28 protein-coding genes and 1 tRNA gene are annotated in these 25,235 nt (G+C 70.2%); 19 read left to right on the top strand and 10 right to left on the bottom strand.

Translation table 11 applies throughout. The features are described 5' to 3' along the window. Window positions 1-28 precede the first annotated feature (28 nt). The 3 genes from ACIGA3_RS06220 to ACIGA3_RS06210 are packed head-to-tail and all read left to right on the top strand — an operon-like array spanning window position 29 to window position 3,143. Window positions 29-1,540 (top strand): long-chain fatty acid--CoA ligase, encoded by a 1,512-nt coding sequence (locus ACIGA3_RS06220; RefSeq protein WP_399711077.1) that lies wholly within the window; start codon window positions 29-31, stop codon window positions 1,538-1,540. Between the two features lie 46 nt (window positions 1,541-1,586). Beyond that, window positions 1,587-2,348 (top strand): sulfite exporter TauE/SafE family protein, encoded by a 762-nt coding sequence (locus ACIGA3_RS06215; protein WP_399711075.1) that lies wholly within the window; start codon window positions 1,587-1,589, stop codon window positions 2,346-2,348. A gap of 21 nt (window positions 2,349-2,369) precedes the next feature. Further along, window positions 2,370-3,143 carry a cobalt-precorrin-6A reductase gene (locus tag ACIGA3_RS06210; protein WP_399711073.1) on the top strand — a complete coding sequence of 258 codons (774 nt, stop codon included), beginning with the start codon at window positions 2,370-2,372 and terminating at the stop codon, window positions 3,141-3,143. Here the strand turns inward: ACIGA3_RS06210 and cobF are convergent. Further along, window positions 3,100-3,873 (bottom strand): precorrin-6A synthase (deacetylating), encoded by a 774-nt coding sequence (gene cobF / locus ACIGA3_RS06205; RefSeq protein WP_399711071.1) that lies wholly within the window; start codon window positions 3,871-3,873, stop codon window positions 3,100-3,102. The two genes, ACIGA3_RS06210 and cobF, sit on opposite strands and share 44 nt — an antisense overlap. A 145-nt stretch (window positions 3,874-4,018) precedes the next feature. Between cobF and ACIGA3_RS06200 the strand changes: the two genes are divergently transcribed. After that, window positions 4,019-4,600 carry an ALF repeat-containing protein gene (locus tag ACIGA3_RS06200; RefSeq protein ID WP_399711069.1) on the top strand — a complete coding sequence of 194 codons (582 nt, stop codon included), beginning with the start codon at window positions 4,019-4,021 and terminating at the stop codon, window positions 4,598-4,600. 97 nt (window positions 4,601-4,697) lie between these two features. Continuing rightward, complete coding sequence (locus tag ACIGA3_RS06195; protein WP_399711067.1) at window positions 4,698-5,579, top strand: SDR family oxidoreductase; 882 nt, start codon at window positions 4,698-4,700, stop codon at window positions 5,577-5,579. Window positions 5,580-5,582: 3 nt separating this feature from the next. Here the strand turns inward: ACIGA3_RS06195 and ACIGA3_RS06190 are convergent, their stop codons facing one another. Beyond that, window positions 5,583-6,101, bottom strand: coding sequence for a DUF309 domain-containing protein (locus ACIGA3_RS06190; RefSeq protein WP_399711065.1), 519 nt, complete (start codon window positions 6,099-6,101; stop codon window positions 5,583-5,585). A gap of 106 nt (window positions 6,102-6,207) precedes the next feature. On the opposite strand from ACIGA3_RS06190, the gene ACIGA3_RS06185 reads away from it, so the two are divergent. The 5 genes from ACIGA3_RS06185 to ACIGA3_RS06165 all read left to right on the top strand — a co-directional run bounded on the left by ACIGA3_RS06185 (window position 6,208) and on the right by ACIGA3_RS06165 (window position 9,149). After that, window positions 6,208-6,281: transfer RNA gene (locus ACIGA3_RS06185), tRNA-Pro, on the top strand. 492 nt (window positions 6,282-6,773) lie between these two features. Further along, window positions 6,774-7,019 carry a hypothetical protein gene (locus tag ACIGA3_RS06180; protein WP_399711063.1) on the top strand — a complete coding sequence of 82 codons (246 nt, stop codon included), beginning with the start codon at window positions 6,774-6,776 and terminating at the stop codon, window positions 7,017-7,019. Continuing rightward, complete coding sequence (locus tag ACIGA3_RS06175; protein ID WP_399711061.1) at window positions 7,012-8,244, top strand: helix-turn-helix domain-containing protein; 1,233 nt, start codon at window positions 7,012-7,014, stop codon at window positions 8,242-8,244. Before ACIGA3_RS06180 ends, ACIGA3_RS06175 begins: the two co-directional genes overlap by 8 nt. A 318-nt stretch (window positions 8,245-8,562) precedes the next feature. Further along, window positions 8,563-8,979 carry an ATP-binding protein gene (locus ACIGA3_RS06170; RefSeq protein ID WP_399711059.1) on the top strand — a complete coding sequence of 139 codons (417 nt, stop codon included), beginning with the start codon at window positions 8,563-8,565 and terminating at the stop codon, window positions 8,977-8,979. Next, window positions 8,976-9,149, top strand: coding sequence for a hypothetical protein (locus tag ACIGA3_RS06165; RefSeq protein ID WP_399711058.1), 174 nt, complete (start codon window positions 8,976-8,978; stop codon window positions 9,147-9,149). The genes ACIGA3_RS06170 and ACIGA3_RS06165 overlap by 4 nt, the downstream gene beginning before the upstream one ends. A gap of 94 nt (window positions 9,150-9,243) precedes the next feature. Here ACIGA3_RS06165 and ACIGA3_RS06160 read toward each other — a convergent pair whose 3' ends face one another. After that, window positions 9,244-10,062: an alpha/beta fold hydrolase gene (locus ACIGA3_RS06160; protein WP_399711056.1), complete on the bottom strand. Its 819-nt coding sequence runs from the start codon at window positions 10,060-10,062 to the stop codon at window positions 9,244-9,246. 40 nt (window positions 10,063-10,102) lie between these two features. Then, complete coding sequence (locus tag ACIGA3_RS06155; protein ID WP_399711054.1) at window positions 10,103-10,768, bottom strand: DUF4097 family beta strand repeat-containing protein; 666 nt, start codon at window positions 10,766-10,768, stop codon at window positions 10,103-10,105. 236 nt (window positions 10,769-11,004) lie between these two features. Here ACIGA3_RS06155 and ACIGA3_RS06150 point away from each other — a divergent pair, with 236 nt between their 5' ends. Beyond that, the gene (locus tag ACIGA3_RS06150; protein ID WP_399711053.1) at window positions 11,005-11,760 is read left to right on the top strand and encodes a helix-turn-helix domain-containing protein; all 756 of its coding nucleotides are present in this window, start codon (window positions 11,005-11,007) and stop codon (window positions 11,758-11,760) included. 91 nt (window positions 11,761-11,851) lie between these two features. Here the strand turns inward: ACIGA3_RS06150 and ACIGA3_RS06145 are convergent, their stop codons facing one another. Further along, window positions 11,852-12,274: a hypothetical protein gene (locus ACIGA3_RS06145; protein ID WP_399711051.1), complete on the bottom strand. Its 423-nt coding sequence runs from the start codon at window positions 12,272-12,274 to the stop codon at window positions 11,852-11,854. 241 nt (window positions 12,275-12,515) lie between these two features. Here ACIGA3_RS06145 and ACIGA3_RS06140 point away from each other — a divergent pair, with 241 nt between their 5' ends. Then, complete coding sequence (locus tag ACIGA3_RS06140) at window positions 12,516-14,867, top strand: discoidin domain-containing protein (protein WP_399711049.1); 2,352 nt, start codon at window positions 12,516-12,518, stop codon at window positions 14,865-14,867. Between the two features lie 117 nt (window positions 14,868-14,984). Here ACIGA3_RS06140 and ACIGA3_RS06135 read toward each other — a convergent pair whose 3' ends face one another. Both ACIGA3_RS06135 and ACIGA3_RS06130 read right to left on the bottom strand, forming a co-directional pair. Further along, entirely contained in the window at window positions 14,985-15,392 is a 408-nt protein-coding gene (locus tag ACIGA3_RS06135) for a hypothetical protein (protein WP_399711047.1), read from the bottom strand. Between the two features lie 10 nt (window positions 15,393-15,402). Then, the gene (locus tag ACIGA3_RS06130) at window positions 15,403-16,323 is read right to left on the bottom strand and encodes an ornithine cyclodeaminase family protein (RefSeq protein ID WP_399711045.1); all 921 of its coding nucleotides are present in this window, start codon (window positions 16,321-16,323) and stop codon (window positions 15,403-15,405) included. A 190-nt stretch (window positions 16,324-16,513) separates the two neighbouring features. Between ACIGA3_RS06130 and ACIGA3_RS06125 the strand changes: the two genes are divergently transcribed. The 6 genes from ACIGA3_RS06125 to ACIGA3_RS06100 all read left to right on the top strand — a co-directional run bounded on the left by ACIGA3_RS06125 (window position 16,514) and on the right by ACIGA3_RS06100 (window position 21,954). Next, complete coding sequence (locus tag ACIGA3_RS06125; RefSeq protein ID WP_399712434.1) at window positions 16,514-17,098, top strand: GNAT family N-acetyltransferase; 585 nt, start codon at window positions 16,514-16,516, stop codon at window positions 17,096-17,098. A 130-nt stretch (window positions 17,099-17,228) separates the two neighbouring features. Then, window positions 17,229-18,578 carry a HEAT repeat domain-containing protein gene (locus tag ACIGA3_RS06120; RefSeq protein ID WP_399711043.1) on the top strand — a complete coding sequence of 450 codons (1,350 nt, stop codon included), beginning with the start codon at window positions 17,229-17,231 and terminating at the stop codon, window positions 18,576-18,578. Window positions 18,579-18,755: 177 nt separating this feature from the next. After that, a complete protein-coding gene (locus tag ACIGA3_RS06115) occupies window positions 18,756-19,331 on the top strand; it encodes a helix-turn-helix domain-containing protein (protein WP_399711041.1) in 576 nt (191 codons plus the stop codon). A gap of 21 nt (window positions 19,332-19,352) precedes the next feature. Further along, the gene (locus ACIGA3_RS06110; protein ID WP_399711039.1) at window positions 19,353-20,414 is read left to right on the top strand and encodes a threonine aldolase family protein; all 1,062 of its coding nucleotides are present in this window, start codon (window positions 19,353-19,355) and stop codon (window positions 20,412-20,414) included. 219 nt (window positions 20,415-20,633) lie between these two features. Beyond that, the gene (locus ACIGA3_RS06105; RefSeq protein WP_399711038.1) at window positions 20,634-21,365 is read left to right on the top strand and encodes a hypothetical protein; all 732 of its coding nucleotides are present in this window, start codon (window positions 20,634-20,636) and stop codon (window positions 21,363-21,365) included. A gap of 76 nt (window positions 21,366-21,441) precedes the next feature. Next, window positions 21,442-21,954 carry a Fic family protein gene (locus tag ACIGA3_RS06100; protein ID WP_399711036.1) on the top strand — a complete coding sequence of 171 codons (513 nt, stop codon included), beginning with the start codon at window positions 21,442-21,444 and terminating at the stop codon, window positions 21,952-21,954. 9 nt (window positions 21,955-21,963) lie between these two features. Here ACIGA3_RS06100 and ACIGA3_RS06095 read toward each other — a convergent pair whose 3' ends face one another. Together ACIGA3_RS06095 and ACIGA3_RS06090 are read right to left on the bottom strand one after the other, a co-directional pair. Further along, window positions 21,964-22,491 carry a GNAT family N-acetyltransferase gene (locus ACIGA3_RS06095; RefSeq protein ID WP_399711034.1) on the bottom strand — a complete coding sequence of 176 codons (528 nt, stop codon included), beginning with the start codon at window positions 22,489-22,491 and terminating at the stop codon, window positions 21,964-21,966. Next, a complete protein-coding gene (locus tag ACIGA3_RS06090; protein ID WP_399711032.1) occupies window positions 22,488-23,483 on the bottom strand; it encodes a hypothetical protein in 996 nt (331 codons plus the stop codon). The genes ACIGA3_RS06095 and ACIGA3_RS06090 overlap by 4 nt, the downstream gene beginning before the upstream one ends. A gap of 499 nt (window positions 23,484-23,982) precedes the next feature. Here ACIGA3_RS06090 and ACIGA3_RS06085 point away from each other — a divergent pair, with 499 nt between their 5' ends. After that, window positions 23,983-24,396, top strand: a complete 414-nt coding sequence (locus ACIGA3_RS06085) for an ATP-binding protein (protein ID WP_399711030.1) — start codon at window positions 23,983-23,985, stop codon at window positions 24,394-24,396. Between the two features lie 254 nt (window positions 24,397-24,650). Here the strand turns inward: ACIGA3_RS06085 and ACIGA3_RS06080 are convergent, their stop codons facing one another. Further along, on the bottom strand, window positions 24,651-25,184 hold the full coding sequence (locus ACIGA3_RS06080; protein ID WP_399711028.1) for an AAA family ATPase: 534 nt from the start codon (window positions 25,182-25,184) through the stop codon (window positions 24,651-24,653). Window positions 25,185-25,235: the final 51 nt, after the last annotated feature.

Here is a 25,235-nt window from a genome sequence, read left to right as displayed (position 1 = left end):
CGCACCGCAGGAAACGGAGCCGCACCTCATGGCAACCCTGTCCGTCGCCGCCATCCTGGCCGAGAACGCCCGCCGCCGCCCCGACCGGACGGCCCTGGTCGAGGGCGACCTGCGCCTCACCTTCGCCGAAGCCTGGCGGCGCTCCCTCGCCCAGGCGGGCGCGCTCGCCGCCCTCGGCGTACGGCCGGGTGACCGGGTCGCCCTGATGGCCCCCAACACCGCCGAGTTCCCGCTCGCCTACTACGCGACCATGGCGGTGGGCGGAGTCGTCGTCCCCGTCCACCTGCTGCTCTCCGCGTCCGAGGTCGAGCACGTCCTCAAGGACAGCGGCGCCACCCTGCTGCTCGCCCACCCGGCCCAGGAGGCCACCGCCCGCGCGGCCGCCGACCCCCTCGGCATCCGCGTGGTCGTCCTCGGCGAGGAGCTGGAGAAGCTCGCGGTGGATGCCGAGCCGCCGTACTCGTACGTCACCCGTGCCGCCGACGACCCGGCCGTCGTCTTCTACACCAGCGGCACCACCGGCGTCCCGAAGGGCGCCGTGCTCAGCCACTTCAACATCGTGATGAACGCGACCGTCAACGCCTTCGACGCCAACGACATCCGCCCCGACGACATCGTCCTCGGCGCGCTTCCGCTCTTCCACGCCTTCGGGCAGACGGTCTCCCTCAACTCCACCTGGCGCGCGGGCGCGACGCTCGTCCTGATGCCCCGCTTCGACGCCGCCCGCGCGATCGAGATCATGGTCCGGGAGCACGTCAACACCTTCCACGGCGTCCCCACCATGTTCGTCTCCCTCGCCGCCGTCGCGGCCGACGCCACCGCCCTGCCCGAGCTGCGGCTGTGCGTCTCCGGCGGCGCCTCGCTGCCGGTGGCCGTGCTGGAACGGTTCGAGACGGCGTTCGGCGCCCGGATCTACGAGGGGTACGGCCTCTCGGAGACCTCCCCGGCCGCCACCGTCAACCAGCCCGTCTTCGGTACCCGCGCCGGCACCATCGGCCACCCGCTGTGGGGCGTGGACGCCGAGATCGCCCACGCGGACATCGAGGACCGCGTCGAACTCCTCCCGCCCGGCGAGCTGGGCGAGGTCGTCATCCGGGGCCACAACGTCTTCTCCGGCTACCTGGGCCGCCCGGAGGCCACCGCCGAGGCGCTGGTCGACGGCTGGTTCCGCACCGGCGACCTCGGCACCAAGGACGGGGACGGGTTCCTGCGGATCGTCGACCGCAAGAAGGACGTCATCATCCGGGGCGGCTACAACGTCTACCCCCGCGAGGTCGAGGAGGTCCTCGCGCGCCACCCCGAGGTCGCCCAGGTCGCCGTCATCGGCCTGCCCGACGAGCTGCACGGCGAGGAGATCTGCGCGGTCGTCGTCCCCGCACCGGGCGGCACGCCCGACGCCGAGGCGATCACCGAGTGGTCCAAGGAGCACCTCGGCAAGCACAAGTACCCGCGCCGCGTGGAGTTCACGGACGCGCTGCCGCTCGGCCCCAGCATGAAGGTGCTCAAGCGGGAACTGCGCACCCGGTACACCGCCCGCTGAGCCCCCGGCGCCCGGCCGGACGTGTGCACATAGCATCGGTCTCCGCATGAACATGATGACGCTCTGGCACATATCCGGCTGGGAATTCGCCGCCCTGGCCCTCGCCGCCCTCCTGGTCGGCTTCTCCAAGACCGCGGTCAGCGGGGCCAACACGGTCAGCCTCGCCGTCTTCGCGGCCATCCTGCCCGCCCGCGCCTCCACCGGCGTACTGCTGCCGCTCCTCATCGCGGGCGACACCTTCGCCGTCCTCACCTACCGGCGGCACGCCCACTGGCCCACCCTGTGGCGGCTGTTCCCCGCCGTCGCGGCCGGAGTGGTGGCGGGCACGCTGTTCCTCGCCCGCGTCGGCGACGGGATCGTACGGACCTCCATCGGCGCGATCCTGCTGATGATGACCGGCATCACGCTGTGGCGGCGACGCCAGGAGGCGGCGGAGGACGTCAGCACGCGGACGGGCCGGGCGACGGCGGGCGCGTACGGCGTGACCGGGGGCTTCACCACCATGGTCGCCAACGCGGGCGGACCGGTGATGTCGATGTATCTCCTCTCCGCGGGCTTCCGCAAGATGGGCTTCCTCGGCACCTCCGCCTTCTTCTTCCTCATCGTCAACGTGGCCAAGATCCCCTTCAGTGCGGCCCTCGGCCTGATCGACGGCAACTCGCTGCTGCTCGACGCGGCACTGCTCGCGTTCGTCGTCCCCGGCGGGTTCCTCGGCAAGTGGGCCGTCCACAAGATCAACCAGCGGCTCTTCGACCGCATCGTCATCGTGGCGACCCTCGTCGGGGCGCTCGAACTCCTGCTGAGCTGACCGGATGCGTACGCTCACCCCATGCCCGCGCACGTCCTGATCCTCGGCGGCACCACCGAGGCCCGCCACCTCGCCACCGCCCTCGCCTCGCGGCCCGGCCTCCGGGTCACCACCTCGCTCGCGGGGCGCGTGCGCCGGCCGGGGGCGATCGACGGTGAGGTCCGTGTCGGCGGGTTCGGGGGCGCGGCCGGGCTGGCCGACTGGCTGCGCGCCCACCGGGTCACCGCGCTGGTGGACGCGACTCATCCCTTCGCGGAGCGGATCACGGCGAACGCGGCGGAGGCGGCAGGGGTGGCCGGCGTCCCGCACGCGATCCTGCGGCGCCCCGGCTGGGACCTGGACGACGACTGGCACCCGGTTGTCTCTCTGGAGGAGGCGGCGCAAGCCGTACCCCGCCTGGGACAACGGGTGTTCCTCAGCACGGGACGGCTCGGTCTCGCTGTTTTCAGTGGCCTGACGGACACTCATTTCGTGGTCCGCTCGGTGGAACCACCGGAGCCGCCGCTGCCCCCGCACTGCGAAATGGTCCTGGCGAGAGGCCCGTTCAGCCTCGCCGACGAGTTGGACCTGCTCCGGACGCACCGCATCGACGTATTGGTGACGAAGGACAGCGGGGGAGCGGCGACGGCACCGAAACTGGCCGCCGCCCGCTCGCTCTCGTTGCCGGTGGTCGTCGTACGCCGCCCTGAACTCCCCTCCGGTGCAGGGGCGTTGCCGGATAAGGAAGCCGTACTGGACTGGCTGGCCGGGGTCATTCCCCCCGGGGATGCCTGCGCAGCAGATACGTGTCCATGATCCAGCCCTTGCGCTCCCGCGCCTCCGCCCGCACCTGCTCGATGCGCGGCCCGGCCTCCGCCAGCGGCCCGGAGACCAGGATCTCGTCCGGGGTGCCGATGTACGCGCCCCAGTAGATGTCGATGTCGTCCCCGGCGTACTCCCGGAACGCCTGGTGCGCGTCGAGCATCACCACCACGTCGTCCACCCCCTCCGGGAACCCCTCCGCCAGCCGCCGCCCGGTGGTGATCTGCACCGGCCGCGCCACCCGGTTCAGGCCCGTACGATGCCGGGCGACCAGCGCGGAGACACTGCTGATGCCGGGCACCACGTCGTACGAGAACGCGACCGAGCCCCGCGCCAGCACCTCCTGCAGGATGCCGAGCGTGCTGTCGTACAGCGAGGGGTCGCCCCACACCAGGAACGCGCCCGTGCCGTCCTCCGCGACCTCCTCGGCGATGAGCCGCTCGTAGATCCCCGCGCGGGCCGCACGCCAGTCCTCGACGGCGGGGGAGTAGGCCGCACCGCCCGCCCGCCGGTCCCGCTCCGGGTCGCGGGCGGCCACCACCCGGTACGAGCCCTCGGGCAGATGCGCGTCCAGGATGTCCCGGCGCAGCCGCGTCAGATCACTCTTCACCTCGCCCTTGTCGAGCAGGAAGAACACGTCCGTGCCGCGCAACGCCTTGACCGCCTGCAACGTCAGCTGGTCGGGGTCGCCCGCGCCGATACCGATGACATGAATCTCTCGCACGCCATGAGTCTGCCGCACGGCCCCGGGCGGGCCGGGTACGGGGGCGGCAACGGGAACCGGAGAAGACTGCCGGTTCGTGGCAGTGATCGCGGCGGGCCGCGCGGGAGATGATCTTCCGGCCACTCGATTACGGAGGCTCATCATCATGAGATCGACCCGCGCAGCTCTGCTCCTCGCGGCCGCGGCCCTCGCCCCGGCCCTTCTCGTCTCCACCCCGGCGTCCGCCGCCACCCCGGCCACCCCCGCCGCGACCGTGTCGGCCACGACGGGCACCCCGGTGGACCAGATGTCCGACGACGACGTCCGGGTCGCCATCGCCCGAATCCTCGCCGACCCGAAGAGCGGGAAGGCGGTGATCCGCGAGGCCAACGAGGCGCTGGACGGCACGATCGCGGACCAGCGGGCCTTCCTGGAGACCGGCTACCGCCTGGCCCAGGCCGAGGACGACCGGGTCGCCATCGCCCGTATCCTCGCCGACCCGAAGAGCGGCAAGGCGGTGATCCGCGAGGCCAACAAGGCGCTCGACGGCACGATGGACGACCAGCGGGCGTTCCTGGAGACGGGCTACCGCCTGGCGCAGGGGGAGGACGACCGGGTGGCCGCCTTCCGTATCCTCGCCGACCCCAAGTCCAGCCCCGCCCTCCGTGCGGCCGCCTCCGCGGCGCTCGACGGCACGCTGGAGGAGCTGCGGTACTTCATCGAGGTCGGGCAGTACCAGGTGCACTAGGGGCTGTCCGGCGGGCGGCCGCTTCCTGTCGCATCTGGGTACTCGGCCCTTCCGGTGAGCCCGGACGGGCCGGGTTCGGCGAACGGAGGCAGCCCACATGTACGACAGCCCCCTCGCAGGCCGTACCGTCGTCGTGACCGGAGCCGCGCGCGGACTGGGCGCGGCTCTGGCTCACGCCTTCGCCGAGCGCGGCGCCCGGCTCGCCCTGCTCGGCCTGGAGCGACCGGAACTGGAGGGAGTGGCCGCCTCGCTCCCTCCGCCGGTGATCGCCCTGGAGGTCGACATCACCGATTACCGGGCCCTGGAGCGCGCCGCCGAAGAGGTGCGGGACCGGCTGGGCCGACCGTCCGTCGTCGTCGCCAACGCGGGGATCGCCGAGGGCGGTCCCTTCGCCGGGTCCGACCCCGAGTCCTGGCGGCGGGTGATCGAGGTCAACCTCGTCGGCAGCGCCATGACGGCACGGGCGTTCCTGGCCGACCTGCTGGTCACGTCCGGCTACTTCCTCCAGGTCGCCTCCCTGGCCGCCTTCGGCACCTCACCGATGATGAGCGCCTACTGCGCCTCCAAGGCGGGCGTCGAGTCCTTCGCCCACGCCCTGCAGGCCGAGGTCGCCCATGAGTCCGTCGGCGTGGGCATCGCCTACATCAACTGGACCGACACCGACATGGTCCGCGACGCGGACAACTACCCGGTTCTGCGCGAACTCCGCGCCCACCTGCCGGCGCCGGCCCGCAAGGTGTACCCGGCCGAGTTCGTCGCGGAGCGGCTGGTCCGCGCGGTGGAACACCGCCGCACCTCCGTCTACGTCCCCGCCTGGCTACGGCTGGCCCAGCTGGGGCGCGCGGTACTGCCGCCGATCGTGCTGCGCGTCTCCCGCCGGGCGCTGCCGCAGTTGCAGGCCGAGCAAGCACTTCCGCCGACCGGTCTGCTGGGGGCCGGGGGCGTGGCGGACGAGGCGCTGCGGGGGCGGAGAGCGTAGGCGTCACGGGCGTCGGAGGCGGGGTGCCTCGGTGCCCGCGTCGATGGGGGTGGGGGTTTGCTCCACCCGTCCGGCCAGGGCCCCGGCCCAGGAGGCCACGCCGGTGAGGTCGAGGTCGTAGGGGCGGGGCTGGTTCTGCTCGGCCGACCACTCCGTCACGGCAGCCGCCCCACGCCGCAGCAGACGGGCGCCGCCGGTGGTGTTGCCGCGCGCGGAGTGGGTGAGGCCCACCGCGAGCTGGGCGAGGCCGCGCCACAGCCCCCGGTCGGCGTCGGGGCCGGACTTCCAGGCGTCCTCGAACACCTCGTGCGCGTGGAACGGCTTACCGGCGTCCAGCAGCTCTTGCGCCTCCGCGACCGTCTCGGCCGGGCTCCGCACGACCCCCTCCGGCTGCCGCTCGACCCCGTCCACCCCGTACGGCAACGGCCGCCCCAGCCCGTCCCGAGGCCGCGCGTTGCGCGCCCGGCCCTCCGGGTCCCGGTCCCGCCCGCCGATGTCTCCGTCTCCGCTTGCGTCTGCCATGCGGCCGATTCTGCCCCTCCCCGCCGGTAACCCGCTTCGGAGGAGTCCCGTACGTGGGGTAAAGTGCTGTTCGCGCGATCACGCGGGTCACCGCGAGTGAGCGCATCGGGACGTGGCGCAGCTTGGTAGCGCACTTGACTGGGGGTCAAGGGGTCGCAGGTTCAAATCCTGTCGTCCCGACTCAAGAGAGTCGCAGTTCAGGGGCCGTTTCGGAGAAATCCGAGACGGCCCCTGAACCGTTTTTTGGGGACCAGCTGGGGACCAACTGCCTTGACCGCGTCAGAGGGCGACGACGACCGGGTGCGGAAGGGTCTGCGGGGCGCGCAGCACACTGAGGTGGATGGTGAGCGCCGCGCCCGCGCCGTGATCTGGCGGACGTCGGGGTGTAGGTAGCGCGTGGTGATGAGCGAACCCTGCCCGGCGATCTTCCGGAGGACGCGTACAGGTACACCGGCGTCGGCGAACCGGGTGAGTCCGGTGGGGCCGAGGTCGTGGCGGCGCAGGTGCTCGTGGCCAAGCTTGGCGACGATGCGGGGGTGGTCTGGGGTCGGACCGTCCAGATCCAGTTGGTGGTGTCGATGTCGCCGACGCGGCAGCCGGAGACCTCACCGATGCGGGCGGCGGTGCACGTGGTGAAGAGGATGACCTCGCCCCAGCCGCGGTACTGGTCACGTGGCGTGGCTGCTGAAGATGTGCGACTTCCACGCCCGTGCGGGCGTGGAAGAGCGTCTGGTGACACCGGCCGAGGCCCAGACGAAGACCATGTTCGAGGCGATGAACCGGGCGCTGGACGACCGGGAGCTGACGGCCGCGCAGCGCGCCCGCGCCCGAAGGGGGGCCGTGCTACCGGTTGTTACCACAGATCCACGCTGTCTGGGTACCGTGGGAGGAACGGCAGAAGGAGCACGCCATGCCTGAGAGTTCCGAAGACCTCCACATCGGTGAGCGTATCCAAGTCCTGCGCGAGTCACGGGGGATGTCCCGTCCCGTCCTCGCCGGTCTGTGCGGGCGTGGCCCCGACTGGCTGAAAAAGATCGAGACCGGCGAGCGGGAGTTGCGCTCCCACACGCTCTTGATGCGGCTAGCCGCAGCGCTCCAGCTCTCCGATCTCCGGGCCATTACCGGAGAAGAAACCGAGGTGGCGCAGCCAGTACCGCTGGGCAGGCTCAACCACCCGACGCTGCCCGCAATCTGGGCGGCTGTTATGCGGCGGTCCTTCACGCCTCCGACCGCTGACGCTCCCGACGCCTCCGCCCTGCTCGCCCGCATCACCCAGACGTGGAAGCTGTGGCACACTTCGGGCCGCAATCGGACCGAAGTCGGGTCGCTACTTCCGGAGTTGATCCGTGATGCGGGGCACGCGGCGGCCGCCTTGGACGGAGACGAGCGCCGTACCGCCTTGGTGGCGCTCTCCGACGTGTACCGGCTCACCGGGCAGGCCACAGCGTACGTAGCCCCAGCAGAGCTGGCGTGGGTGGTTGCGGACAGGGCTCTCACGGCCGCTCAACAGGCCGACGCTCCCGAGGCCATAGCGGCTTCTGCCTGGAACCTGGGCAACATCCTGCGGGAGACCAGCTACCCCGAGGAAGCCCTACGGGTGGTGACCGAAGCCGCCAACCTGATCCGTCCCCACCTGGACGACGCGCCCGCCGACTGGCGCGGGATCTACGGGGCGTTGCAGCTCCACGCGGCCGTCACTGCGGCCAGGGACGGCCAGGACGGCAACGCGTGGCGGTTCTGGGACGCGGGCGACCAGGTGGCGAAGTCCTTGCCGTCAGGCTACGTGCATCCCTCCACTGTGTTCGGGCGGGCGAACGTCGATTTCCACGCGGTCTCCGTCGCCACGGACTTGCGGTCCTCCCGCAAAGCCATCTCGCTGGCCGACGACATCGACCCCGACGTGATGCCGTCCGTTGAACGCCGTTCCCGGCTGTGGGTGGAGGTCGCTCGCGGGCACCTCCAGCGGGGCGACCGTACGGCTGCGCTGCACGTGATGATCAAGGCCCGCCACATCAGCCCAGAGACCGTGGCCTACACGCCGTCCGCGCGAACGGCGGTGGCTGAGCTGTGGCGGAAGGCTCCGCGTGCGCTGCGCAGCGAGGCGCGCACCCTGGCCGAACGGGTCGGCGTCGGGCCGCAGTAGATGGCACTCCGAGAAGGGGGACAGTTTGGGTCCGGTGGACCCGCTGTCCCCCTTCCTCTCTTTCCGTGGTGGCACGGTGACGGCTCGTCATCTCATGAGAGCGAGCCAGACCATGACTTCGCATGCCTCCCTGCACCGGGGGAATGCCCCCACCTTCCACGCGGACACGGGAGAAGTCCGCGTTCCCCTCTCCCTGTTCCGACTTGATGAGCACCACGGTGATATCCCGCTGGTCCTCTCGCGGGCGGAGGCAGTTCGCCTGCACGACGCCTTGGCGGATCTGCTGCGAGACCGGCAGGCGGCCACAGGGGGCGCATCATGACGCCGCTGACCACCACACCCCGTCCGACCGGGCACCCCGGCTACAGCGAGACCCTGCCACGCGAGCCGGAGAGCGCTGCCACCGCCCGGCGCCTTGTGCGCGCGGCCTGTACCGCGTGGGGTCTGCACGGGATGGCCGAGAACGGTGCCCTGGTCGTCTCCGAGCTGGTGGCCAACGCCGTGCGGCACGCCCGGCGGGAGTCCATCCGCGTGGTGGTGGAGCGCACCGCGCCGCGCACGGTACGCGTGGCGGTGGCGGACTTCTCCCGCGTGCTGCCCGCGCTGTGCACGCCGAAGGGCGACGAGGAAGGCGGCCGTGGGCTGGTCCTCGTGGCGGCGCTGGCGGCCGACTGGGGCACGGATGAGCGGCGCTGGGGGAAGGTCGTGTGGGCGGACCTGGAGGGGCGCGGGTGAGTGGCGAAGAGGCCCCTGGCCGCAGCGTGGCCCGAGCCCACCTGTCGCAGTTGATCGAGATGTTCGGCACGGACGGGGGCCTGCGGATCAATACGACCACCGACACGACAGGTTGGGCCTCGATCCTCACCCCCGATGGCGGAGAGCCGGAGGGCGACGAGCAGACGTGACCGCCCCAGGGCGCGGCGAAGCCCCGGCCGGTGAACTCCACCGAGCCGGGGCTTCGCCGTCTCACGGCCGTCTCACGGCCGTCTCACACAGGTCTCACGAACTGCGTCGACGCGAGAGGGCGGCGACCTCGCGTACGGCCTCCGCGATGGCCCTGAAGTCCTTCTTGAGGAGCGCACCGTGGTTGCTGGCGACCTTCGCGCCGATCCGGATGTTCGGGTTGCGCCCGGTCACCGCGTCGAGGCCGGCGCGGATGCGTTCCTGCTCATCGCCGCGGCTGCCGAACGACGTGCCCGAAGCGACCACGTACCGCACCGGGACGGTGATGCCGTCCAGCACCGGGCCCAGCTCGCTTTCGCGGGAGAGCCTGCCGAGCTCGATGTTGCTGTTCGCCTGCTGCTCGGCGGTCATCCGCGGGGCCAGGCCGGTCGGGCGCAACAGCGGCAGGAACCAGCTCATCCGGCGGAACAGCTTGCGGATACGCCGCTCCATGGCCTCGTCGAGCCAGTCGTAGGGGAAGGCGCCGTCGACCAGGACCGCGCCCAGGGCGCGCTCCGGATTCCGGTCGGCCCAGTGCGCCCCGACCACCGCTCCATAGGACCAGCCCACCACCAGCGCCCGGTCCACACCCCTGGCCGCGAGGACGGCATCGACGTCCCGGACGGCCGCCGCGAAGGAGTAGTCCGCCGAACGCTCGGATCTGCCGCGGGCCCGCTCGTCGTAGGTGATGTGCCGCCACTCCGTCCCCAGTTCGGCGATGACGCGCCGCCAGTACCCCTGAGTGGCGAACTGGCCGTTGAGGTAGACCACCGGGATACCGGGACCGCCGGTGTCGGTGACGGCGAGGGCCGTGTCCTCGACCGGCACCGTGCCGGTCCACTTCGGACTGTTCGCGGAAGTGCTGTTCTTCGTCATGTCTTCCCCCTGGTCGTTGGAGAGTGCCGGCTCTGTTCCTTCAGAGGCTGCGGGCGGTGATGTCGCCCTTCGAGGTGGTGGCGCGGATCTCGAGTGCGGTGGTGCCGTCGTTCTTGAGGGCGTGGCTGACGCGGCCATGGCCGGCGGCGGCGTCCAGGGCGGCCGAGACGCCGGCGGCGGCGCCGATCGTGATGTCGCCGGACTGGGTGCGGAGCACAACCGTGCCGCGCAGGGCCTCGGTGATCCGGATGTCGCCCCGCGTGGTGCTGATCTCGGCGGGGCCGTCGAGGCGGCCGACCTCGACGTCGCCGTCGATCGCGGTGAGACGGACGCCGGCGGCCTCGTCGATCTTGATGTGGCGGTACGCGCCTTCGAAGGCGATGTCGCCCAGGCGCCCGACGCCGCGGAGTTCGGCGCCGGCGGCCTTGCCCTCGACGCGGGAGCCGGCCGGGAGCTGGACGGTGACCTCCAGGGACCCGGAGGGGCCGAAGAGCCGACTGTCCGGCGTCGGGGCCGTGATCCGCAGGACACCGTCGGCGTACGCGACGGAGGTCTGCTCGGCGGCCTTGATGTCCCGGCTCTTGGCGGGGTCGGTGGGCAGGACCTCGACGGTGGTGTCGGCGCGCTGTGCCGCGATGAACTGGACGCGTCCGGCGGGGATCTCCAGGACGGCGGAGATCGGGGCCGGGGTGTTGAACTTCCGCATCGTCTTCTCCCGAGTGCTCGTCGTTTCTGACATCGAAAACGCTACGTTGCGTTCCATGATTGGGCAACGCACTTGTTGCGCAGGGAAGACGTTTATGCAGCTGAGAGTCCGCAAAGTGTTGCAACGGTCTTGAGTGCAACGCAACGACGGCTATCACGTTCATTGCAATGGACCAGAAGTGAACGCTACTGTGAGGGCTCAGGGACCGCCATGAAGGACCAATTGAGGAGGCAGCGATGCCGGGAGGCAGGCTCACCCACCAGGAGCGCCGGCAGATCGCGCTGGGGCTGGCCGACGGCCTCCCCTACGCCGCGATCGCCCGCAGCCTCGACCGTCCGACCTCGACGGTCACGCGCGAGGTGATGCGCAACGGCGGCCCCACCGCCTACCGCGCCGACCTGGCCCACCACGCCACCGAACGCCGCGCCCACCGGCGTAAGGCGCCGGCCTCCCGAGGGCCGGAGTCGGCCCCCCAGTCGCACGGACGTGACGCCGATGCCATGGCCGAGTACGAGGAGACGTTCACCACCGTCCTCATGGCCTCGGGCCTGAACAAGATGTCGGCACGTGTGCTGACCTGCCTGTTCACCACCGACGCGGGCAGCCTCACCGCGTCTCAACTCGCTCAGCGCCTCCAGGTCAGCCCGTCCTCCATTTCCAAGGCGATTGCCTTCCTGGAGAGTCAGAGCCTCGTCCGCCGGGAACGCGACGAACGCCGCCGCGACCGCTACGTCGTCGACGACGAACTCTTCTACCAGGCGACGATCGCCAGCGCCCGGGCCAACGACCGGCTCGTCGAAACGGCACGCCGGGGCGTCGCCGTCCTCGGCCCCCACACCCCCGCCGCCACCCGACTGGAGAACATCGCCCGCTTCCTCGACTTCATCAGCGAAAGCATCATCCGCGCCGCCGAACAGGCCCGCGAAGTCCTCCACGCCGAACCCGGAGCGACTGCGCACGACACCGCCACGCCGACTCCGGACCACAGGTAGCCGGAGCGTTCGGTACCCCACCGCGGGTCCGCCACCAGCGAAGTCTCCCTGGCGCGGGTCTGGTTGTGACCCTTGGCTCTGGTTGTGCCCCTTAGCCCTGGCCGGGCGGCGCCCAGGGCTTCAGAGGCGCCGGCGGGGCCTGGAGGGCACCGCGGAGGGTCTCCTTGAGCGTCTTCGGCGGAGCTTCCTTCTCCTCCTGGGAGTGCATGAGCCGGGCCGTCGTCACGCGTATGCGGCACTCACGGTGGCGCTGCCGCACGATCACCATCCACGCACCGTCCTGGGCGAGCAGGGCGTGGCGGGCCGGTTCGTCCCCCGGCTTGGCGTGCCGGGCGATGGTCGCCGGCGCGTAGTGCAGAGCCGCGTCCTCGGCCGCCGCGACGGCCTGCGCCTCGTCGCCGTCGATGTGGTGGGTGCTCGTCAACATCCAGCGGTGCAGCTTCAGTTCGACGCCCTCGACGCGTTCCGTCACCCGAGTGTCCTCTTCGATGAGGACATACCACTCAGCAGTCATGCCTGGGACCCAGCCGTTCTCTTCCACTGACGCTCTTGAGCAGCGCGGAGACCATGTGTCCCGCGCGGCCCGGCAATCCTGCCATGTGGATCATCGGGGGCGGTGGCGCATGGGCGGGCAGTCGATCGTCGAAAATCTGCGTCGCCCTGTAACAATCTTGCGCAGCTTCGTAGACTTCATTTCCGAAGGCTCCTAGCTTTCTTGCGTCCGCTCACCCCACGAGCCCTAAGGACGCACACCCATGACCTCACCCCCCAACGGCAGACCCCTGCGTCGGTCCCTGGCGGCGACCGTGTCGCTGGCACTGGCCGCGGCCGGCACCCTCGTCGCCGTGGCACTCGCACCCGACGCCGTCGCGGCCGGGGTGCCCGCGCCTTCCCCGGTCGGCATATCCGGCCGCGGCGCGACCGTCCCGTTCAAGGAACAGGAGGCCGAGTACGCCGCCACCAACGGCACCCTCATCGGGCCGGACCGCCTCTACGGCCATCTCCCCTCCGAGGCGTCCGGACGGCAGGCGGTGACACTGGACGCGGCGGGCGAGTACGTCGAGTTCACCCTGACCGCGCCGGCCAACGCGATGTCGTTCCGCTACTCCCTGCCCGACAACTCCGCCGGCACCGGCCGCGACGCGAGTCTCGACGTGAAGATCAACGGAACGCAGCTCAAGGCCGTCCCGGTGACCTCCAAGTACGGCTGGTACTACGGGGGTTATCCGTTCAACAACAACCCCGGCGACACCAACCCCCACCACTTCTACGACGAGACCCGCACCCTGCTCGGCTCGACCCTGCCGATCGGGACCAAGGTGCGCCTGCAGGTGTCGTCCACCAGCGCCTCACCGACGTTCACCATCGACCTCGCCGACTTCGAGCAGGTGGGCGCGCCCATCGGCAAGCCGTCCGGCGCGCTGGACGTCGTCGGCGACTTCGGCGCCGACCCGACCGGGGCGGCCGACTCGACCGCCAAGATCCAGGCGGCGGTCGACGCGGGCAAGGCGCAGGGCAGGGCCGTCTACATCCCCCAGGGCACTTTCCAGGTGCGCGACCACATAGTCGTCGACCAGGTGACACTGGCCGGCGCGGGTCCCTGGTACAGCGTCCTCACCGGCCGCGATCCGGTGAACCGGGCGAAGGCCGTGGGCGTGTACGGCAAGTACGCGAACCAGGGCGGCAGCAAGAACGTCACGCTCAAGGACTTCGCCATTCTCGGAGACATCCGCGAGCGCGTCGACGACGACCAGGTGAACGCCATCGGCGGTGCGATGTCCAACTCCACCGTCGACAACGTGTGGATGCAGCACACCAAGTGCGGGGCCTGGATGGACGGCCCGATGGACAACTTCACCATCAGGAACAGCCGCATCCTGGATCAGACCGCTGACGGCGTGAACTTCCACATGGGTGTCACCAACTCCACGGTCACCAACACGTTCGTACGCAACACGGGTGACGACGGCCTCGCCATGTGGGCGGAAGCCATCCCGAACGTCAGGAACAAGTTCACCTTCAACACGGTGATCCTGCCGATCCTCGCCAACAACATCGTCACGTACGGCGGCAAGGACATCACCATCTCGGACAACGTGATGGCGGACACCATCACCAACGGCGGCGGCCTGCATGTCGCCAACCGGTATCCCGGCGTCAACTCCGGTCAGGGCACGGCTGTTTCCGGTACCACCACGGCCGCCCGCAACACCCTGATCCGGGCCGGGAACAACGACTACAACTGGCAGTTCGGCGTCGGCGCGGTCTGGTTCAGCGGCCTCAACGAAGCCCTGGACGCGACGGTGAACATCACCGACACCGAGATCCTCGACAGTTCCTACGCCGCCATCATGAACATCGAGGGCGCGACGAAGGGGCTGCACTTCGAGAACGTCCGGATCGACGGGGCCGGCACCTACGCCCTGCAGATCCAGTCGCCCGGCAACGCCTCGTTCACCAACGTCACGGCCACGCACATCGCCCAGTCCAACCCCATCCACAACTGTGTCGGCTCCGGCTTCGTCATCACCCGTGGCGCCGGCAACAGCGGCTGGTACGCGGACCCGCCGGCCTGCACCGGCACCTGGCCGGACCCGAAGTGGACCAACGGCGGAGTACCCGGCGGAGGCACCACGCCGCCGACCGACCCGCCCACCGATCCTCCGACGGACCCGCCGACCGACCCGACCGTCAACCTCGCCAGGAACCAGCCGGTCACCGAGACGAGCCACACCGACGTCTACCCCGCCGCCAAGGCCGTGGACGGCAACGCGGACACGTACTGGGAGAGCGCCAACAACGCCTTCCCGCAGTCCGTCACCGTCGACCTGGGCGCCGCCAAGGCGGTCAAACGGATCGTCCTCAAGCTGCCCCCGGCAGCGGCATGGGCCACGCGCACCCAGACGCTGAGCGTCCTCGGCAGCACGGACAACGCCACGTTCAGCACGCTCAAGTCGTCGGCGGGGTACACCTTCAGCCCGTCGAGCGGCAACACCGCGACCCTCACCCTGCCCGGCACACCGACCCGCTACCTCCGCCTCACCATCACCGCCAACACCGGCTGGCCCGCGGCACAGTTGTCCGAGCTGGAGGCTTACACGGGCTGACAGACGCGTTCCGCCCGTGGATTCCTTGGGCCCCGCTCCGGAAACCTGGCCCGGAGCGGGGCCGCCTGCCCTTGGCTGTCAGCGGCGTCGTAGCGCCGGGTGGAGCATCGACCGTGCCTAGCCGGCCGACCTGACCAAGGTCTCGAAGCCCGAGCTGTCGCAGTAGGACACCGCACGACTCTCCGCCCCGATGTTGCCGCCGACCGCGTCGACGGTGTCATCGAGAATGTGGGTGCCACCGTGTTCCAGGCCCGCCCGGTCAAGCCTTTTCGAGGCATCGATGACCGAGTGCCCTGCCGAGTCGGTGTCGTCGAAGTCGGGCGACCGGGCACTCTGCCCGTCACCGGCATCGGCGTCTGCCTCGCTGCCGGTCGTGGCGTGCGCCATGTCCTGCCAGGACCTCAGCTTGGTGCAGTAATCCCGTTGCCACTCCTTGGCCTGCGCTGGATCGTCTGACGAACAACCGCTCATCAGGACTGCGGCAACGACAAGGGCCGCTGCTCGCTTGACGGTTCGTGTGATCATTTCGGCGCACCTATGCGGTCACAGCGCTGGACGGGTGGGGTGAACAAGGTACTAGTGCGGCAGCCAGGGCGACTTCGGTCCCGGCCAGGCCGACGGAGCTGAAGATCGTGATCTGATCGGGGTCGGTGCGGACCGCCACCGCCCCGGCCAGGACGGCACCGAGGTCAACCATGGTGTCGACGGCGAAGATGTGGGGTTCGGGGTAACCGGCTGCTTGGGCAACGGAGTCGGTGAGGACCACCGAGGCGCGGTGGGCCAGGGCAGCGGGCACTTCATGCCGGGAGACAGTCTTGGGGCCGATGGTGTTCACATGTGTTCTCGGGGCGATCCAGTCGGCGTCCAGGACCGGCACCGCACTGTTCGTGGCCACGATCACCACATCCCGATCGCGTACGGCGTCCTCGACCGTTCTTGCCGCGCGCGTCTTGACTCCCAGCTCATCGGCCGCCTTGTGGGCGAAGGCTTCGGCGCGTTCGGGACGACGGGCCGCGACCACGACCTCCTCGACGTCTCGTACCGCGAGCATGGCCCACAGCTGCGTCCACGCCTGTGTACCCGCGCCCACGATGCCCACACGGGCAGGGCCAGGTCTTGCCGCCACCTCCATGGCGACAGCGCCAATGGCGCCGGTCCGCCGTGCGCCGAGCTCCGCACCATGCACCAGTGCGGTCAGCTCGCCATCCCGGGCATTCCACACAGCCACCAACTGCTCCGCATCGACAAGGCTGTGGTACGCCCGGAAGCCGAACAGCTCCTGCTCGCGCAGATGCCCGGCTGTGAAGACCAGGTGGCCGCCACCGAGATCGGCACGCACACGCGGCGGCGCCTGCATCGTGCCTTCATGGTGCGCCAGGATCGCCGTCCGTACGGCCCGGACGGCCGTCCCTGCATCGAGCTGGGTACGGACGTCGTTGTCGTCGAACAGTCGCACAGGCACAGAGACACCCCGTTCATCCCGGTCGGCAGAAGAGGTCAGTCTGCCAAGGCCGAGTCCGCCAAGACCTCCGTCCGCAGGCGTAGTCCAGATCCGTCTCGCGACCGACGACTGATGACCGAGGCGAGCGGTCTTGGCTCGGATATTCGGTGTTCTGCCCGCAGCATGAGGACACAAGATGGTGCGCATGACCTTGGCCACCCCCATACTGCACACCGCTCGCCTGCGACTGCGCCCCTTCACCGACGCCGACGCGGACCTGCTCTTCGCCCTTCACAGCAGCACCTACGTGATGCGCTACTGGGACTCCCCGCCGTGGGACGAACGGGCCCGCGCCGAACGCTTCATCGACGTGTGCCGGAAAATGGCAGACGAAGGCACCGGAGCCAGGGTGGCCATCGACCGCGCTTCTGACGGGGCCTTCGCCGGCTGGTGCGGTCTGACCGGATGGAATCCGGACTACCGCAGCGCATCGTTGGGCTACGTCCTCGACGAAGCGATGTGGGGACACGGCTACGCGACGGAGGCCGCGCACGCCTTGCTGCAGTGGGCCTTCGACACACTGGACCTGAATCGAGTTCAGGCCGAGACCGATACGCGCAACGTGGCATCTGCCCGGGTCCTGGAGAAGATCGGATTCTTGCGTGAAGGGACGTTGCGGGAGGACTGCGTCGTGAACGGCGAGGTATCCGACTCGTGGGTGTTCGGGTTGATCAGGCGAGAGTGGCGGCCGGCGACCGTGCCGATTCCAGCCCGCGAAGAGCGGCGTTGAGTCCGTTTCTGGTGGAGGCCGCCTCTGGTGGAGGCCGCGTCCAGGCTGACGCCGTACAGCGCGACACTCCGCCCGCGCGATCTGCCCGGCGGCCGGACCGGCGAACTCATTCGGAACGGAGGGCGGCAACATGAGCGACGTTGGACCCGACGCTCGGCTCAGGTCGGCGGTTCGGGCTGGGGACGCCGAGGCGGTACGGGATCTGCTGGACAAGGGCGCTGACCCGAACGCGGTGGACGTGAACGGGCTGCCGGTGTTGTGCGTTGCGGTGGCGGCGTACGACGAGCGGGTCGCCGAGGAGCTGACAGTGGGCGGAGCGGACCCCGACCGGGTGTTGCCGGACAGCACCACGCCTCTGTGGCAGGCCGTCCACGGTGGCTCCCCGGCGGTCTTCTCGGCGGTGCTGGGCCCGGAGCCCCGATTGCGGCTTCCGGAGGCTGAACGGGAACGTCTGCTCACCTTGGCCCGATGCCGGTACGAGACGGGCGCGGCCGAGGAACTGCGGCGCAGGACAGGCGCGTCGGGGCCCGCCGAGACGGTCCGGGTTCAGGACGGCGCATACGACTGGGTCGACCAGGTCTCGCTCGGCGGCCTCGTCATGCGGGCCGGGCACGGCGCCATCCTGACGTCGCTGGAGTGGGCCTTCCGCGTTCTGACCCCCGTCGACGAACTGATCGACCGCGCCGTCGTGCAGCCGGACGAGGAGCATGCGGACTGGTCCGCGGCCTGCTCGGTCCTCACCCAGCGCCGCAGCTTCGAGACCTGGTCCGCCGTGGTGGCCCATCGCCAGGACCCCGATCGGGCACATCGCCTGTTCGTGACCGGCTACCTGCGGATGCGGGGGTTCCTCGATACCGACCCCCACTACGAGAAGAAGGAGAGCGAACTCCTGGCGGCCTGGGCGGCCGAGGAAACGGACGGCGAGGTACTCGCGAAGGTGCTCGACGCCTACACCGGCCGCGACCATCCGGGCCAGGAGGCCCTCGGCCTTCGCCACGCCCGCCATCCCGACCCGCGCGTACGCCGCGAAGTGCCTTACGCCCTCTGCGTGGACCACGTTCCCCGCACGCCCACGGCCAGGGCCGCCCTGCTCACCCTCATGCACGACCCGGATGCCGAGGTGCGGCTCAGGGCGTGCACGGCGAGCATGCGGGACAGCGACCTCCTGCCGGAGATCACCCGTGCGCTGCTGTCGCTGGCCGAAGCCCCGGACGCGGGCCTGCGGGGTACGGCCGCGGCGGCGCTGGCCGGCTCCCCGGACCGTGCGCCCGCCGTCGCCGACGCCCTGGCCGCGTTGCTCGGTGACGACGACCAGCTGGTCCGTCTGGAGGCCGCCCACGGTCTCGCCCTGCGCGACGATCCGCGCACCAGCCGGGCGATCGAACGGGTGGGGCCTCTCGATGCCGGCTTCGAGCACGACCATCGGGCCGACGAGCTCTGGCGGTGGAGGCGGCGGAACGGGAACTCGGTCGGGGGATGACGCGAGGGCGGGCCCTGTGGGGCTTGGGAGCAGTCAGGGCGTTCAATAAAACGAACATAGAGTTCACCATAGCCGTGTAGTTTGTTATAGTGAACGCATGGTTCATCGACGTGAGGCCCCTGGTGGCGGAGCGCAGGTAGGCGCCCATTGCTGTGCCGCAGCGCTCAGGAGTCACCGATGACGCCCCCGCCGCCTGGCCGTCAGCCGGTGAGCAGCACCGCGGTCGCTGTCGGGGCGAAGATCCGCCTGCGCCGCCAGCAGCGTGGCATGAGCGCTGCGGAGCTGGCCCGGCGCGCGGGGTTGAGCAAGGCCACGCTGTCGCAGCTCGAGGGCGGCAACGGCAATCCGACGATCGACACCCTGGATGCGATCGCGATCGCCCTGCGCATCCCGATCGCCGACCTGCTGGCGCGTGACGCCGACACCGGACCGGTCTTCCGGCCGGGCACGGACATCGAGTCCGGCGAGGTCTCCAGAGAACTGCTGCGCCGCATCAGCAGCGGCAACAGCCTGGAGATCTGGCGGCTGCGCATTCCGCCCGAGACGGAGCTGCCCGGCGTGCCGCACGCCACCGGCACGATCGAGCACCTCCTCATCGCCACCGGCCGCGTCACCGCCGGCCCCGTCGACGCCCCGCAGGAGCTGGGCCCCGGCGACATGCTCGCCTTCGCCGGGGATGCCCCGCACTTCTACCGCACAGGCGACGAGGCAGTGGACATCACAGTCGTCTTCGCTTCGCCGATCAGCACCTGAGACCGAAGAAGGCCCCTCCCCATGAGCACCACCATCGTCACCACTCCCTCCAGCCGTGCGTTCATCAGCGACAACATGGCCGGGGCGTCTCCACGGATAGCGCAGGCCGTCGCCGACGCGGCCGCTGGGCAGGTCCTCCCGTATGGCAATGACCCCTTCACCGATGGCGCTCGGCGCAGGCTCCGCGAGGTCTTCGAGCGGGACGTCGACGTCTTCCCGGTCTTCACCGGGTCCGCCGCCAACGGCTTGAGTCTGGCCGCCCTCACCCCGCCGTGGGGAAGCGTGCTCTCCCACCCCGACAGCCACATCAACCACGATGAATGCGGCGCTCCGGAGTTCTTCACCAACGGCGCCAAGCTGGTCGGCGTCCCCGGCGACGACAGCAAGATCGACCCCGAGGCGCTGCGGGCGGCGGTGCGCCGTCGGGCCGGTGACGTGCACAGTGTGCAGCCGTCCGCGGTGAGCATCAGCCAGGCCACCGAGAGCGGTAGCGTCTACACCCTTCAGGAGATCCGCCGCCTGACCGGCACAGCCAAGGAGGCAGGACTGCGCGTCCACATGGACGGCGCGCGCTTCGCCAATGCCCTGGACCACCTCGGTACCACCCCGGCCGAGATGACCTGGAAGGCCGGCGTCGACGTCCTGTCCTTCGGCGCCACCAAGAACGGCGCGATGACCGCCGATGTCATCGTCTCCTTCGACCCCGCACTCGCCGGCGAGCTCGCCTTCCGCGTCAAGCGTGCCGGCCAGCTCGCCTCCAAGATGCGCTTTCACACGGCCCAGATCGACGCGTACCTCACCGACGGTCTGTGGCTGCACAACGCCCGCCAGGCCAACGCGATGGCCGCCCGTCTCGGGGATGGCCTCAAGGCCATCCCCGGCACCGGCCTCCTCGCCGTGCCCCAGGCCAACATTCTCTTCTGCCGCCTGCCGCAGCACGTCACCGAAGGACTCCTCGCCGAGGGCTACGCGTTCTACCACGACCGCTGGGAGCCGGGCATCGTCCGGTTCGTCACCGCCTTCTCCCACACCGCCGACGACATCGACGAACTCCTCGACGCAGTCCGCCGCCACTTCTGCTGACCGGGAGACGTGAGGGGATTCCCGCGGGCCGTGCCGAGTCCTGTGGTGGTCGGCGGTCGTACTGTCGAACCGTTCCCGAGGAGGGCTTCCGGTGCGCAGTGTGACCTGCTCGATGGGTGTGTCCCTGTGTCCCTGTGGCCGTGGGCCGAGACTGGCCCGCTGGGCCCAGCGAACAGAGAAAGTTGGCCGACACTGACGTACAACCGGGACACCCTGCCCTTGCCCGAGAACCTGGTGCCGCCCGCCACGGGCAAGTGGAACTGGGCCGACGTCGACCCCGCGCGCCACCCGTTCGCCTGGGACCCGGACGAGGAGGCCCGCCTTCGCGCGCTGGTCCGGGAATGGGTGCCGCCCGTGCTCTCCGGCATGGCGGGCTGGTGGGAGGCGGAATGGTGGTGCGAGCGCCAGATCGACGCGATCGTCCGGGACCGCTACGGGGACTGGGCTCAGGGGTGGAACTGGTGCTACCGGCACGGCGGCCCCATCGGCAGCTGGGTCACCGGCACAAGCTCGGTGACGACCCCGGACGAGACCGCGACCCGGGTCGTGGCGGCGCTGCTGGAGTGGCGCGCGTGGCTGGAGGCGATGGCTCAGCGGTTCGCGCAGCTTGCCCCACCGTCCAATGCCTCTGCCGAGGAGCGGAGTTGGTACCTGGAGCGGGCGAGCGTCCGGCTGGTGACCATGGTCCTGGACTCCGGTGCGGAGGGCGGTTGGTACCGTCAGGCCGCGATGGCCGTCGGCTGGTTCCTCACCTCCACCGGCCTGGACTGGGCCGAGGCCGAACAAGCGGTGGATCGGGCGATCGGCGGCCGGTTCGAGAGCTGGGCCGACCCCGGCCGTGCGCTGGTCGAATCCGTCGGCGAGAACCTGGCCGTCGACCTCACTGGCCACCCGCCCTACCGGGATCACCGCGAGCGGGAGGATCTGGAGAATCTCCATGACCGAGCCTGACAGTCTGGCGGTCTGGCTACGGGTACGCCGTGCGGCCGCGTGGCATCAGGCGCCTGCTCTGCAAAGGGTGTTGCCCGTGACCGATGGGTTCCGGGCGTGGTGCGAGGGGCCGGTCCGCCGACGGGACCCCGTTCGGGCGGAGCGCCTGCTCGCCGCGCATGCCGTGGCACGTGCCGATGCCGTGCGGGGTGCCCCGCTCGACTTCGCGCTGCTGTCGGGTTGGCAGCGCCAAGTCCTCGGCGCGGAGGCACCGTTCCGGTCGAACGACGCCTACGCCAAGGCCGGCCGCGAGCGGTACGCGCTGACCGCGCACACCCAGGCCGACTTCGCCGCTTGCCTGCGTGAGGCGACCTCCGTGGAACTCCCGCTGTCGGCCCGCGCCGCCCGTGCCTACCTCGACGTGGCCTTCTTCCACCCCTTCACGGACGGCAACGCCCGCGCGGCGCTGCTGACTCTGGTCCACGTCCTGGCCCGCGAGGGCGTTGCCCTTCCGGAGGTCGGCCCCCTCCAGGTCACCCGGTATGCGGACGATGCGGCGGGGGCGGCGGATCTGGCGAACCTTGTCGGCGTACTCAACCGGCGCCGGTAGAAAGGAATTTCAGGTGAGCGGCAGGTCCGCGAGCATCACCGTGTACACCGGGGAGTCCGGGAACGGCTGACGCCGGCCCACCTTCCGGTAACCCCAAGTCTCGTACAAAGCCTCCACCTTCGGGTGTGTCACGTCCACGAGCAGCGCCGCCAGGTCTTCGTCTCGAGCGTCCATGAGGGCCCGGTGCAGCCGCTCGGCCGTGCCCGTCTTGCGCCAACGCTCACGCACCATCAATTCCGAGAAGTGGAACGTACGGAACTTCACCGGCGCCGCCTTCAGGTGCTCTCGCCACCACTCGCGGTCATCCTTCGCGGGGGCGCCGTACGCGAAGCCCACTACCTCGTCCCCGTCGTAACCGATCACGCACGAGAAGTCGGGGTTCCCGCCCCAGTGGTCCACGAACCAGGGGAACTTCTGCCGGAACTCGTCGTCCGCCATCCGGTCCGTGTACACATCCGCCTGTACATCGATCAACGTCTGCCGGATCTCCGGCAGGTCGTCGTGGTTGTAGTGGCGCAGTTCCAGTGCTGGGGTCATCGGGCGTGGCTCCATTCTGATCGGTAACGGTCCTTCCACTCGCGCGCGGTGCTGGAGTCCGGCGCGAGGGTAGTTAGGTCGCGGTAGAAGTCTCCGAGGTGTGACCGCATCCTGCCCGGCAGGGCGTTGCCGTGCATCAGCACGAACACCTGGTCCGCCGTCGCGCATGCCTGGTCGATGTCCCGTTGGTGAAGCTGGGCCAGCGCGAGTTGCAGGGTGGCCAGCGCGCGGTTCCGGCGGTACTGCTGCGGGATGGCTGCCAGGGCGCGGTGTGAGGCCGCCTCAGCCTCGGCAGCGTCTCCGATACGACTGCGGACGATGGCAGTGATGGCCAGCAGTTCGGCGGGGCCGTAAAACGCCAGCCAGGACGGCCGGGGCTCGTCGGGGGACGCTTTCGCCAGCGCCTCTTCCGCGTGTACCAGCGACCGCAGGGCACTCCGGCGGTCCCCGGAATTGGCGTGCCCGACAGCCGTGCGCGCGTGGGCGAGGGAGGCGCACAGCGGGTCGCGGCGCGTGGCGGCGGTCGCCTGAGCGGCCTGGCCCGCGTCCACGGCTTCGACGTGCCGGTGCTGCTGTCGCGCGAGCATGGCGTGCGAGTTCCACACGCGCAGCTCTGCCACCGGGTCCTTCGCCATGCCGGCCAGGTACAGTGCGCGGTTCAAGTGCCCCAGGGCGCGGTCGCTCTGGCGGGCGTCAACGGCCGACCAGGCCGCCGACGCGGTGTAGTTCGCCGCCACACTGAAGAGGCGCTGCCGGATGCGCTGCGACGCGGCCCGCTTCTGTAACTCCAGCGCCTCGGAGGCGCCGGCGAGCGCGGCCCGCTCCAGGGCCTCGTGCCCGCCTTTGGAAGCGTCCAGGGCCGTAAGGGAGTCCAGCCCGCTGCGCAGGCGGATCACATCGGTGGTGCCGACCGCGTACGGCCGGGCGGCGACCAGGGGTACGACGGCGGCCGTCGTGCCGGTGGCGGCGGTGAGGAAGTTCCTGCGCTGCACAGGGTCCTCCGTCCTGGTAGGGCTTCGTCGGCTCGCCGGGGGTCTGAATCCGAGTTCCCCGACGGTACGGCCGAATACTGTTTCCAGGGCCTCGCGTTGCCGAGGGTGGGGCCAACGGGTCTTTCCGGTCAGCCAGTGGCGGACCGTGCGATCGCTCACGGTGCCCTCCTGGCCGAGGGACCGGAGGTAGTCGTTCACGGCCTCCGCCAACTCGGGCTGTGTCAGCCCCGCTTCGCTGAGCGCGTCCGCCAGGTGCTTGTTCGCCTCCACGTCTCCAAGGTAGCGAGGCAGCGCGATCACCGCGCTGGAGTGGGAGCGAAATTTCCGGTTCCCCGCGCTGCACAGCGGACCCGCTTTTCCTGATGGGTCGTCACAATCTGTCGTTCACTGAGCAACAGGCCGCTACCGGAACGGAAAGTGCGGCGGCCCGCTGGAGTGGTCCGCCCCCGCGCCCCCGTCGGGGCAGGCCACCCCTCCCGCCCACCGACAAGGGGTCTTGATGACCGTGACGACCACATCCCGCCCGACCGGCCACCCCGGCTACAGCGAGACCCTGCCGCGTAGGCCCCAAAGCGCTGCCGACGCACGGCGCCTGGTGCGGGTCGCGTCAGCCGCATGGGGGCTGAACGACCTAGCAGCGGACGCCTCCTTGGTTGTTTCCGAGTTGGTGGCCAATGCCGTGCGGCATGCTCGGCGGGAATCCATCCGGGTGGTGGTGGAGCGCACCGCGGTCAGGGCGGTACGGGTGGCTGTCGCGGACTTTTCTCGTGCCCTCCCCGTGCCGTGTGCGCCGGGGGAGGGTGAGGAGGACGGCCGTGGTCTGTTGTTGGTGGCCGCGGTTGCCTCGCGCTGGGGCGTCGATGAGCGGCGTTGGGGGAAGGTCGTCTGGGCGGACCTGGAGGGGCACGGGTGACCACCGGGGAACCGCCAGCGCGCAGCACCGCCCGAGCCCACCTGTCGCAGTTGATCGAGCTGTTCGGCACGGACGGGTGCCTACGGATCAGTACGGTCCATGAACCCGACACGACCGGTCGGGCCCCGGCTCTCGCATCCGACAGTGGGGAGCCGGGGGAAGAAGAGCAGACCTGAGCACCACCAGGAAAGGCGAAGCGCCGGGCCTGCATCCTTGACGCCCGCACATGAACACCACCGTGTGCCGGCGGAGTGCTAACCGCCCCAGCCCGTAGCGGTCACCACCTCGCGGGCGATGTCCACGACGGTCCGTCCGTCCGTCGCCACCCGCACGGTGTCGGCGGCTACCCGCTCGTCCAGGAGTCGTGCCTTGCGGGCGCTCGACTTCAGCTCGTGCTCCAGTTCCGAACCGAGTTCTCGGCCCGCCAGCCGTTCGCCGGCGGTGGTGTCGGATGCGGTGAGCAGAACCCGTACGATCCGCACGCCTGCCCCCATGGCACGCTCGAACATGCCCGTCGTCTCGGGCAGCACACTCACGGTGTTCGTATAGATCAGGCGGCGGTAGCCGCGCTGGGCGAAGTTCCCCCATACGGCAGTGAGATTGCTCTCGGTGATCTCCGAGCGGTGCGGGTCCCCGGCCGGGGCCGGGTGCGCCTGCCCCATGAAGTCACCCTCGATGAGCGCGTGGGAGACCGCTACGGCTCGCAGCCGTGCCGAAACTTCCCAGGCCACCGTCGTCTTGCCGACACCGGCACGCCCGCCGATGAGCAGTACCTCCGCGTGTTCCATGAAGGCAGCTTGCCAGTTGGAGTACTTGTCAGGTGGAGTATTGGTGCCATG

This window comes from Streptomyces sp. NPDC085596 (assembly GCF_044541565.1).
Classification (GTDB): domain Bacteria; phylum Actinomycetota; class Actinomycetes; order Streptomycetales; family Streptomycetaceae; genus Streptomyces.
Note: the sequence above shows the minus strand (reverse complement) of the source record. Positions and strands in the feature narration are given on the sequence as shown.